This window comes from Bradyrhizobium barranii subsp. barranii, from assembly GCF_017565645.3.
Lineage (GTDB): Bacteria > Pseudomonadota > Alphaproteobacteria > Rhizobiales > Xanthobacteraceae > Bradyrhizobium > Bradyrhizobium barranii.
The window spans coordinates 6,212,440-6,222,940 of record NZ_CP086136.1; the positions used below are offsets into that span (position 1 = coordinate 6,212,440).

General features: G+C 61.1%; 15 protein-coding genes. 5 read left to right on the forward strand and 10 right to left on the reverse strand.

Going from position 1 to position 10,501, the window contains the following annotated elements:
- Positions 1-603: 603 nt before the first annotated feature.
- The 3 genes from J4G43_RS30025 to J4G43_RS30035 are packed head-to-tail and all read left to right on the forward strand — an operon-like array spanning position 604 to position 1,369.
- A complete protein-coding gene (locus J4G43_RS30025; protein ID WP_208087176.1) occupies positions 604-930 on the forward strand; it encodes a hypothetical protein in 327 nt (108 codons plus the stop codon).
- The gene (locus tag J4G43_RS30030; protein ID WP_208089451.1) at positions 927-1,226 is read left to right on the forward strand and encodes a hypothetical protein; all 300 of its coding nucleotides are present in this window, start codon (positions 927-929) and stop codon (positions 1,224-1,226) included. Before J4G43_RS30025 ends, J4G43_RS30030 begins: the two co-directional genes overlap by 4 nt.
- Entirely contained in the window at positions 1,223-1,369 is a 147-nt protein-coding gene (locus J4G43_RS30035) for a hypothetical protein (protein WP_208087177.1), read from the forward strand. The genes J4G43_RS30030 and J4G43_RS30035 overlap by 4 nt, the downstream gene beginning before the upstream one ends.
- 243 nt (positions 1,370-1,612) lie before the next feature.
- On the opposite strand, the gene J4G43_RS30040 is transcribed toward J4G43_RS30035, so the two are convergent.
- The 9 genes from J4G43_RS30040 to J4G43_RS30080 all read right to left on the reverse strand — a co-directional run bounded on the left by J4G43_RS30040 (position 1,613) and on the right by J4G43_RS30080 (position 6,261).
- On the reverse strand, positions 1,613-2,134 hold the full coding sequence (locus J4G43_RS30040) for a hypothetical protein (protein WP_208087178.1): 522 nt from the start codon (positions 2,132-2,134) through the stop codon (positions 1,613-1,615).
- 294 nt (positions 2,135-2,428) lie between these two features.
- Complete coding sequence (locus J4G43_RS30045; protein WP_208087179.1) at positions 2,429-2,722, reverse strand: hypothetical protein; 294 nt, start codon at positions 2,720-2,722, stop codon at positions 2,429-2,431.
- A 694-nt stretch (positions 2,723-3,416) separates the two neighbouring features.
- Positions 3,417-3,698, reverse strand: a complete 282-nt coding sequence (locus J4G43_RS30050; RefSeq protein ID WP_208087180.1) for a hypothetical protein — start codon at positions 3,696-3,698, stop codon at positions 3,417-3,419.
- Positions 3,695-3,862 carry a hypothetical protein gene (locus tag J4G43_RS30055; protein ID WP_208087181.1) on the reverse strand — a complete coding sequence of 56 codons (168 nt, stop codon included), beginning with the start codon at positions 3,860-3,862 and terminating at the stop codon, positions 3,695-3,697. The genes J4G43_RS30050 and J4G43_RS30055 overlap by 4 nt, the downstream gene beginning before the upstream one ends.
- Before the next feature lie 13 nt (positions 3,863-3,875).
- Positions 3,876-4,217, reverse strand: coding sequence for a hypothetical protein (locus J4G43_RS30060; protein WP_208087182.1), 342 nt, complete (start codon positions 4,215-4,217; stop codon positions 3,876-3,878).
- Complete coding sequence (locus tag J4G43_RS30065) at positions 4,201-4,623, reverse strand: hypothetical protein (RefSeq protein WP_208087183.1); 423 nt, start codon at positions 4,621-4,623, stop codon at positions 4,201-4,203. Before J4G43_RS30065 ends, J4G43_RS30060 begins: the two co-directional genes overlap by 17 nt.
- Positions 4,624-4,628: 5 nt before the next feature.
- Positions 4,629-5,057 (reverse strand): hypothetical protein, encoded by a 429-nt coding sequence (locus J4G43_RS30070; RefSeq protein ID WP_208087184.1) that lies wholly within the window; start codon positions 5,055-5,057, stop codon positions 4,629-4,631.
- 3 nt (positions 5,058-5,060) lie between these two features.
- The gene (locus J4G43_RS30075) at positions 5,061-5,480 is read right to left on the reverse strand and encodes a hypothetical protein (protein WP_208087185.1); all 420 of its coding nucleotides are present in this window, start codon (positions 5,478-5,480) and stop codon (positions 5,061-5,063) included.
- Between the two features lie 40 nt (positions 5,481-5,520).
- The gene (locus J4G43_RS30080; RefSeq protein ID WP_208087186.1) at positions 5,521-6,261 is read right to left on the reverse strand and encodes a hypothetical protein; all 741 of its coding nucleotides are present in this window, start codon (positions 6,259-6,261) and stop codon (positions 5,521-5,523) included.
- Positions 6,262-6,416: 155 nt separating this feature from the next.
- Between J4G43_RS30080 and J4G43_RS30085 the strand changes: the two genes are divergently transcribed.
- A complete protein-coding gene (locus tag J4G43_RS30085; RefSeq protein WP_208087187.1) occupies positions 6,417-7,847 on the forward strand; it encodes an MBOAT family O-acyltransferase in 1,431 nt (476 codons plus the stop codon).
- A 163-nt stretch (positions 7,848-8,010) separates the two neighbouring features.
- The gene (locus tag J4G43_RS30090; RefSeq protein ID WP_228411333.1) at positions 8,011-8,796 is read left to right on the forward strand and encodes an SGNH/GDSL hydrolase family protein; all 786 of its coding nucleotides are present in this window, start codon (positions 8,011-8,013) and stop codon (positions 8,794-8,796) included.
- Here J4G43_RS30090 and J4G43_RS30095 read toward each other — a convergent pair.
- Positions 8,793-10,493 (reverse strand): hypothetical protein, encoded by a 1,701-nt coding sequence (locus J4G43_RS30095; protein WP_208087189.1) that lies wholly within the window; start codon positions 10,491-10,493, stop codon positions 8,793-8,795. The two genes, J4G43_RS30090 and J4G43_RS30095, sit on opposite strands and share 4 nt — an antisense overlap.
- Positions 10,494-10,501 lie beyond the last annotated feature (8 nt).

Genomic DNA, 10,501 nt, shown 5'->3' on the forward strand with positions numbered 1-10,501 from the left:
CTCGTTGAGCGTTTCGGCGGTGCCGCTGCTGGCCTGCCCGGGGTCGCAACCGGGCTGAAACCCGCAGCTCCAGCCCCACTATTGCTTACGGTTTCGGCTAAATATTGGTCGGAGCGAGAGGATTTGAACCTCCGACCCCTAGTCTCCCAGGCGCAGGCAGGCCATTGATTTATCACCACTAATTTGGAAACCGTCCGATTCTACCCCCACTGACCAGACAAGCTTTTTGGTTCCAACTGTAAACCGTTTGTTCACGGCACGTTCCCGTGCCATGAAGATTCACGCGGTAGCGGCTTGATTAGTGTCCTAATTCCCCTCTGCGGGTGTCAAACGAAAGGCCCCAGTCCGGGGCTGGCGGGACTGGAGCCTCTGAAAGCCTGAGCACACAGTGAGCGGCGCATTCGGCTGGCAACCCATACTCTGCTCATTACACGCAAATAGATAGGGGCCGCACAACGGCGGCCCCTGCCGGTTGCAATTTCGTTCGGGATGAAATGCCAGCCCCGGCAAGCCCAAAATTAAAATCCCAAACCACAAAAAATCAAGTGTCCTAATCCGACAGTGCCGGTGTCCTAATTAGGACAGCACCCCACATGAAGACCCATGCCCGACGATCTCTCCATGCGCCGGACCGTCATCGGCGGCGAAACTGCGCCCGACGACTATATTGTGACCTGGGATCGCCTCTCGATCGGCCGGATCTTCAAGACGACGGCCGTCGGCGGCAATGATGCCTGGTCATGGTCTTGTGCCCTGCCCAACGTACCGCAGCCGAGCACGCACCGCGGGCGTGCCGGCAGCCTCGATGCGGCCAAGGCGGCTTTCCGGGCCGCCTGGACGGACTTGGAATCGCAGCTCAGCTACGACCAGATCAAGGAGGCGCGTGCGATCGGTGGCGACCGCAGCCGGCCGTGGCACAAGCGCGGATGAGGCCAACAGGATGGAGCCGCAGTTTCGATGAACCGATCGCGCTGCCGGACGGCCGCAAGCTGGTGACACTGCTCGATGCCGGCGACTACATCGCAGTGCTACCGAAGAAAGAGCACGCCGCGCCGGAATGGCAAGCCGCCATACAGGCGCTGATCCTGGTGGCGGAAGGTGGCGGCCCGACGATGTTTGCCCGCATCGGGGTCATGCGGGCATTGAACCGCCATCACGTCCCGGAGTTTAACCCGAAGGGAAAAGAACCGCATTGGGGCCGGCGCAAGCTGAAGAGGGATCAATGACCGTCTTCGTGTACGTCAATACGGCCAAGCAGGTTGGCGACATCGAGCACATCAAGATTTTCGCAACGGTGAACGCCGCGGAACGATGGTTCGAGGAGAACGACCCGGAGGGCGTCGCCTTCGAATACGATGTGATCGAGTGATGTGGAGCGGATAATCAGCGCCACATCGTTGGTGGGTTCAGGGCCTCGCGACCCCCGCTTTCAACGCGTCGGTTGAGAGCTGTCCATGTGACGCGGCATCGAGCAGCTTCGAAGCAACTTACGCTCTGGCGCCGACGCAGTTGCGAAGGCGCTATTGGCTCATTCGGTACTCCGCCCTATCGTCTCCAGCTTCTCGATATCGTGCTGTTCAACACGCGTTAGAGAGCGCAAGAGCATCAGCCGTTAACCGGCTTCACCGAGGTCGGCCCCGGAGTCGATCGCCTCTTTAAACTCCTTGATTGGCCACACGGCCAAGCCCACGCCGGGTACCGCCGCAAGGCTATCAAGAAGGACATCTGCTGCTTTCAGCGTACCGCTGAAGAAACGAAAAAAGCGAGCAAACCACCGCGGTTTCTTTCGCTGCTCCTGCCCATCCTTCGCGGTGCCATGATCCAATAGATTTTCACGCGCATGGCGAAAGACGTTCAGTTTGAAAATCAATTGTGGTCCGGTTAGACCCCGGTCCCTGAGTTCGCCTTCTAGGGTCTCTATTGCAATCGGATCGGTCGGGCTCAGCGCGCCGATCGCGACAGTGAACTTGCCCTTAACGTCGTTCCAAGCGACGCGCATACTCTCATGGTGCCGGCCCGGAATTGTAGGACGAGGGTTTTCGACCACGTCCTGGAGCACCTTCTCTACCTGACGTAAAAACTCTACAAGAAGTCTACGAGCCTCTTCGTCTGAGATTGAATCAGCGTCAGCCATTTTCTGCCTCCACGCCCGCACTTAACAAGATTGGAGAACCGCTCAGGTTGCACCGGAAACCTGACTAGCGCAAGGGACGCGCTTCCCGATGGTCCTGAGACCTGGCAAGCCCTTCCTACTGAAGGAGATAGTTACCGGTTTAGCGCTTGCCGGAGCCTCCAGCGCCCGATTGGCACAGGCGTTGATCTTCTCGATGCGAGGAACTCAGAGCGAGCAAAGTGAGTCCGCTCCACCCCACCAAGCGGACCTCAATGAAAGGTGTCGTCACTTCGCTGATGGGCCAGAAGCGGCCGCTTAATATCGAGGACCGCCGTTGATAACGTCTCGGCTCTCTGACGTGATCGATAGCCATCGGCGAAGCTCAGGCGTTGGTCGCCGAATGCCCTGCTTTGCGCGACGGCCAATCGATCTGGCATGTCGGAAGAACCCGTACGCGGTGAGCAGCATCACAACCATTGCGGTCGCGAAGTAATCAGCCCCAAAGAAGACGATACAAGCGATCCACGCGACGAAGAACACGGCCTGCCATAGCAAGGCGAACCCAAGATAAGTTGTGCCGGTCGGGATGCCTTTGCTCATGCTGATCACTTATGCATCCTTGCAATCCGCGCCACCCCCCAAGTTGATCCTTCCGGTTTGCCGACAAGCCCATGGTAAACGTTGCGTTGCGCTCATCGAACCACGGAACTTCTGCTTCGGGTCACAAGCCGCCGTCACGCTCAAGTTGGCAGACTTCCGCTTTGCGTTGGTAATCCGACCTTGATGAGTACACACCCTAGGACACCCGCGATGGCAGATTAGGACACCTCATTTTGAGACCGGCCCACTGCCGACCTCTAAGGTGCAGCCGCGATGGTATTGCTGCTGACATTTCGCGTAGTCGTCGTACAGAAAGTACGCTCCGACTGCGATTGCGATGACCATGCAAGCAAGGGCTAGCCTCATCGAGGATTTGCGTCCCTCGCGGCCGGCCGACTTGGTGGGGGCTCATTCAGATCGCGAGCCCAAGGGGCAGCCGAATTGGCCGCCGGCTTGGACGTGGCCTGATCAGTGCTCAGACAAGCCGAAGTCAGCGATCCGAGAAGGACCACACACGCTGCTGATATCGTCGCCTGAAAACTCAAGCTCGACGCCCAATCAAAAATCGCGCCGACCTTGTGAGCCGGCTGGAACTCGGACTGCAGATTGCGCCGGGCGACCGGCCGCGGACCCAATATAGCATGAAGACCCACCAGCGGGAACCCGAGCTGCGAAGCACCACGGAGCGACCCGCCACACCTCCTCAACCCCTGTCCCGACAAAAACGATGCGCCAGCGCGATCGATAGTCGGCCGTGGCCGCGGCTTCGCGCAAGCTTCTCGGCCGCAGCCTCGTTGCCGCCGACCTCGGCCAGCAGGGCGCGTGCGGCGGCACAGAACATCGGCAGATCCGCGCACCGGAAGCCCGCGCCCATGGCGACGTAACGCGCGCCACCGAAACAGGCGTAGGGATCGGGATCGGCGGCATGCGCCGGCGCGGCCGACAAAGCGACCCCGGCGGCGGCCACCAGCGCGAGGCGCTTCAACCGAGCACCAGAAACAGCAACGCCGCAGCGAATGGGAACGCGCACCACATGCCCAGCGCCGTCGACGGCTTGCCGCTGATGCAGCTCGACGTCTCGATGCCGGCACGCCGGCCGATCGCAAGCCCGCTCGCCGCGATGGCGAGCAGCATCAGTCCTTTCAGCATTTTGTGGAGTCCCCTATTGCCGGCTGTTCCAGCGGCCGTCGGCGAGCCGATTGATGCTCTTCAGGACCTCGCGCAGCAGCTCGACAGAGTCCTCGTTGTGCCTCACCATCTCGAAGCTGTTTTTCTCGAGATGGCCGAGCTGCTTGTAGGCCTCCCACTGCCAGCGCTTCTCCTCGTCGGTGTGCTCAATGCGCACCGCGCGAGCGCTCTCGCCGTCGCCGCTGTGCTTCTGATCCTGCAATCCCTTGCGGATCGCCCAGAAGCCGAGGCCCGCGACGGCAAGCCCGATGAAGATGCCGAGGGCCAAAGGAGACGGACCCAGCGCGACCAGGAGCGCCTTAACGATTTCTTCCATTCGCCACCACCCGGTAAGCCACGTCGAGCTCGCCCAAAACAAACATCGACCAGAAGGGCACACCGGGCGACATGAACCCCTGACTGAAGGACATCTGGATCAGCGCCAGGTCGAACTGCACCCACATCACCGCGCAGGCCGCGGCCGTGACGGCGCGGATCATGGGCCCGACTCGGCGTCCCCTCACCTGGTGACCGTTGAGCAGCAGTCCGACCAGCCGCGCCCAGCCGATCGCGAACAGGCACGACGCCGTGAACCACGGCGTCATCACCAGCGTGGCCCATTGGAAGGCCGACGCCCGCAGGATCTGCGGCGCGATGAACATCGCCACCGCCAGCCAGAGCATGGCGATAGTGATGAGCCACTCGAAGCGGCGGCCTTCCAGGTAGTAGTTGAGCAGGCGCATGGCCCTCACCGCTTCAGGATGCGGGCAATCTTCTCGGCCGACCGACCGCCGAACCAGAGCGCCATCAGCCACCCGGCCCAGATCGACAGGTCGCCGGCGAGTGGGTCCGTGGTGCCGAGGCCAAGCACCTTGTCCCAGACCACGCATTTCGCGATGAAGATCGCAAACGACCAGCACGCGATCGCGCGCGGCGCCGCAGTCCACCACCGGCCCTCGTCAGCGATGTTCTGCTGGACCGCGAGCTCGCGCTCGCGGATCTCGACATTGAGCTCGCGCGCGGCAAGATCGGCGGCGAGCTTCTCCGACGTGTTGCCGGCGGCGAGCTTGGCCTTGTAGCCGTTGACGATGCCGTCGACGAGCGGGCCAGTCAGAGCCGTCTTGACAGCATCGCCGATCCACCCGCCAGGACCGGCGATCCAGGAGAGGATGCCCATCGGTCAGGCCTTCGCCGCCGGCTCGATCGCAACCACCATCGGCGCACCCTGCTCGTCCTTCTGCACGATCACCTGCGGCGGATTGTCGGTGATCTTGCGCAACCACTCGAAGATGACGTTCACCGACACCAGCAGCACCGGCAACGCCCAGCCGGGCAGCTTTGCCGTCAGAGGCGTCCAATCCTGCCCGGCCAGAGACGGCAGCACCTGGTCATAGAGACCGACCAGGATTGCAGCGACGCTGAAAAGCCGAGCGATCATCTTGGTTCGGAAGCCGACGAGCTTGGCCTGCAGCTGCTGCCACAGCGTCGCCTCGGCCTTGAACACCGGCGCAAGCACCGGCTGGGTCTTGAGGATCGGGCGAATGATGAGGAAATAGACCAGCATGAAACCGATGAACGCAATGAGGACAAGCCAAAGCATGACGACGTCTCCTTGTGGTGATGACGAGGGGGAAGATGAATCAGGCGGCCTTCTTGAAGGCCTTGAGAAGCTGCGCGATCCACGCACCGATCGAGCCCGCCGCTGGACGGGTGATCGAAGGCGTGGCCGGCGCCGCGTCGGGATGCGGCGGGATGACGGGCTGTCCAGACTTCGCGACGGTCTTGGACGCAGAGTTATCGTTCGCGACCGGCGCGCCGAACTTGATCGAAGCATCGAGCTGCATCATCGCCAGGATCAGGCCGACACAACCGAGCTGCTTGTCGACTGCATTGGGGTCATAGACGCCGTCGCGAACGTACTTGCCGCTCACATACTGATCGGTGCCCGACCACAGATAGGGCGATGGCCGGCCGCGGCTGGCGTATCCAAGGCCGTTGTACTGCTCGAGCAAGGTCAACGTGCCGCCGACCGACCAATCCTTGTTCCGCGCGGCATAGGGCGCACAGTTGACCAGGGCGTCGACGGCGCAGTCTTCCCAGGACGCAAACGGACCGCGGCCGGCCGGGACGTGCACGCTCTTGCGATCCCAGGGGTCGCCCTGCGCCAACGAGCCGCGCCAGGACTGCGAGCACTCCCGCTGATGGATCACCGCGATGACGTACCAGGGCACGCCGGTGCGCGCCGCCACAGCCTCGTAGCGGCTCTTGGCCACCGCGCCGACCAGCCGCTCGGCAACAGGCTTGAATTCCGGCGCCCGCGTCAGCTTCGCATGCGCAAAGCGGTTCGCGTTCGCCGCACGGAGTGCGGAGAGATCCACCATTTTAAGTCTCCCTGATTGAAAACGAGATGAACTGACGCCCTCAAAGTGACGTCGGGAACCGTGTCGGCCGATCGGCAAAAAACCGAGGTGGAACACTCACCTCACAGCTTGTCGCGCCTGCCGCACGCAAGTAGGTTTGCCCCCGACGGGGACGCATGCTCTTTTCGACGACAATCTTTCTCTTCGGCTTTTTGCCCAGAGCGCTGGCAGCCACCCTGCTCGCGAGTTTCGGGCCCTATTGGCTGTTTCTGCTGACCTTGACTGGCGCGTCCGCGTATTTTTATGCGGCTCACGTCCCGGCTTATCTCGGGCTCCTGGGCGCTTCAGCGGCCGTGAACTACATCGTTGCAACGCTCGTCGAGAAAGGACGCCGACGCTGGCTGTATCTCGCCGGCATCGCCCTCAACCTCGCGCCGCTCGGCTATTTCAAATATTGGGACTTCGCCGCCCGAAACATCGATCGTGTTCTCGGCTTGCCATTCACACCGAGCAACATCGTCCTGCCCCTCGCCATCTCTTTCATCACCTTCGAACAGATCGCGTTCCTGTCCGACGTGCATGCGGGGCGCGTTGAGCGCGGTTCTCCCCTGCGCTACGCCGCCTTCATCAGCTTCTTTCCCAAGCTCATCGCCGGGCCGATCATCCGCTACACCGAGATGCTGCCCCAGTTTCGCGCCGAGAAGCGGCCGAGCCTGGACTTGATCATCACGGGCCTCTGCATCTTCTCGATCGGGTTGTTCAAGAAGGTCGCTTTCGCCGACCAGCTCGCGCCATCGGCTGACCGCATCTTCGGCCTTGCGAGCGGACAGCTTGTGTCGGGAACGGACGCGGCGCTGGCGATCGGCGCCTACGCAGCGCAGATCTACTTTGACTTCTCCGGCTATTCCGACATGGCGATTGGACTTGCGTGCATGCTCGGACTAACGCTGCCGATCAATTTCTTCTCGCCATACAAGGCGACGTCCATCATCGAGTTCTGGCGCCGCTGGCATATCACGCTGTCCCGCTTCCTGCGCGACTACCTGTATATTCCCCTTGGTGGCAATCGCGGCGGGACATCGCGCACTTACGTCAACCTCTTCCTGGTGATGACTTTAGGCGGCCTGTGGCATGGCGCCGGCTTCGCCTTCATCATATGGGGCGCGCTCCACGGCGTTGCCCTGATCGTCAATCATGCCTGGAATTCGATCCGTCCCGCCGCGCTGGCGGGCTCTCGCATCATGTCTCTTGTGGGATGGACAGCAACCACAGTCATCGTCCTGTTCGGCTGGATCTTCTTCAGGGCTGTCGATCTTGCGACGTCACGCAACATGATCGAGTCGCTGTTCACGCCCTGGACGATGAGCACCCTCGAACCGAGAGCCATCCACCTCCTCGGTTTCTGCTGGCTGCTGATCCTCGCCTGCCCCAACACCGCGCAACTGTTTCGCTTCAGCTTCCTGCTGAAAGGCAGCGAGAGCGACTACCTGCGGCAGATCCCTGCGGCAAAGCTCTGGCTCGTCGCGCTCAGCGGCACCCTGCTGTTCTTCTCGCTCGTCATCATGGTATCCGGCACGCCAAATGCTTTCATTTATTTCCAGTTCTAGTCTGGTCAGGCTTGCGGTTCTGATCCTGACACTCCCCGCTTGCGTGCTGGGTATCGAGGCCTACTGCCACCTCTCAACGCGATATGCGGCAACAACCTTCTACTTCCTGAAGAACGCAGCGTTTGCGGACCCCACTAACGCCGTGTTTGGCGACTCCCACGTCATGGCCACCTCACGCATCCCGGGGTTCTCCTTCTACGGCTGGGCCGGCGAGCAGCCCGAAGAGCTCAACACGCTCGTGCACTACTTCTACGACGCGACGAAACCCGGCAAGATCATCCTGCAGGCCGACCCGCAATGGTTTGGCCAATATCATGTGAACCGAGAGAAATTCGTCACGGCCCGGAACCTTATCAGCCGGCGATTTCCCAGCGTTCTTTCGTCAGCCTATTACTGGGAGACGCTGCGTCCCAATCTCGTCGCTTCCGGGTACGATGTCGCCAACCAGATCATTTCCGCGGCCTCGGCGCAGGAAGCATCCGCCTTGCGAACAAGAGCGGCGATCGCGGAGAAGAAATGGGTCGAGATGTTTGCCAAGCCGGATTTCAACTGGACGTGGCTCACTCCGGAAGAGCGCGCGGACCTGACCGAAGTTCGCGCCCTTGAGCAGAACCCCCGCCCGGATTTTGCCAGCAGCGCCGCGGCCGCCGAGTTCGAGGACGCGATATCGCGGCTCGTCTCGAGAGGCGCGACCGTTTGCCTGTTCCGGACGCCTGTCACCCAGGAGTACCTGAAGATGACGCGGACGATGCCGGATAGCCGCTTCGCCGAGTTCGATGCTTATATCGCCGAAATCGCGCATCGCTACAACCTTCGACATGTCGATTTCAGTACGCTGCCTCGGAGCTTTGGCGACAACGCCTTCGCCAACTCCGACCACTTGATCGACCGCGAGTCGAGCACAGTCTGGCCGCTCGCGGCGAACGCTTGCTTTGGGAGCAGCAGTTAAACCAGTACCCGAGTATTCGTACCGCTGAGCGTCTTGGTCCCCCAAACATCGAGGAATGTCACCTTGTCGGAATTGGCAGCGACGACAACGTTGTTGTCGATCTGTGCCATGATGGTCGCACGATGCAGATTGTTGATATTGACGCTGCCGGAAATCAAACCGCAGTGCATGTGGACGTCGTCGCTGTAGGCGGCGGTGGTCCCGTCGATGATCATCACGTTGCCAGACGAGACGGTCCCGCCTGTCGTGGCAACGAAGAAGTTCGTAAAAAAGAGATGTTGAACACCAACAAAATAGACCGGAGTGGCCGCACTTCCGAAGAAGTGACAGTTGTTCGCGAACACACTGCGATAGCTTGGTCCAGCCGCATTGATGTTTGCCGTGCCATCGATATACCAGTCGTTGTTATAACCGTCGCCACCGGACACATAGATATTTTCGAGACGCAGAACCCCAATGTTGGCAGCGTTGCCGGGCAGGATGGCCGAGATCGCAGCACCTCCGGACACGCCTGATTTCGCTGCAAATTGCAGATTTGTGAGCATGGCTCCCCACGCTCCCAGCGAGATCACACCCTTGTGCGCATTGGCCTCGACGTATCGCTTGTAAATGATGGTTGGCTGCCCGACGCCTTGCTCGCCATCGATGCGGATGATGAACGTTGGCGACGTGATCGCTGAATCGAGCGCCCATTGGCCGGACGGGATCAGCATGTTGCTGTGTTTCAGATTGCAATAGGCCATGCAGAGGTTGATGGCCGCAGCAGCATCCGGATCCGTGTCAAGGTTAGAGACGACGGGTACAGCGCCGAATTGCTTGACGCTGACCCACGGCCCGGTCAATTCCCAGTAGGCGCCGTCCGCAGACTGAATGTAACCGGAATGACCCGGCAGGCTCCCGACGCGCTTGTAAATCGCGCCGGTTGCGATACTTCCGCCGCCGTCACCGATCGCCGAATAGCCCGCCGTAGTGATATGCGTCACCGTGCCGCCGATCGTCGCCGCAATCGCAGCCGTTCGCGTGGCAAAGTTCAGGGTGGCGTTGGCAGCCGCAGTCGCGGTGGACGCGCTCGATGCGGCGGATACGGCCGCCGCCTGCGCATCGGCCAGGATGGCGTTGCCGTCGATCGCGGCGGCAACCAGCAACTGGTAATGGTCGGTTACCCAGCACATCAGCGCGGCGTTGCCCATGATCAGCGAGCCGGACGCCAGGTTAGCGTTCAGCGCATTCTTGATCGCTACGGCAGATCCGCCGTTGATTGCGATCGTGGTTGCGGCCGTATTGTTCGCCGTCGGCGTCAGCAAATAGAGATGTTGAGCAGGATTGACCGGCGAGATCGGTGCCGTGGCCACAATGGCGTTTCCGGTGCCGCCCGTCACGGTCAGCGGAATGATGGAAATCTGCAAATCGCCGATGCGAGACCACGAGCCCGAGCCGGAGGTGCCGGACTTCACATAGATGCCGTTGTTGGCAGCTGTGCTGTCGGCGTAGACCATCGCCAGGGTGTTGGCAGAGTAGAGCAAGCTGACGTCGAGCGCGGCCTTTGTCGCAAAGCCGAGACCGAGTTGCGCCAGCATTGACTCCAGCGTCGAGCCCCATTGTCTGACGTCGCGCTTAGCGGGCTGATGAGGGCCGCTCGCCGGCACTTCGTCGGTTTCATAGTCGCGCCAGATTTCGGATGCTTTGAGAACTGTCATGACGATCC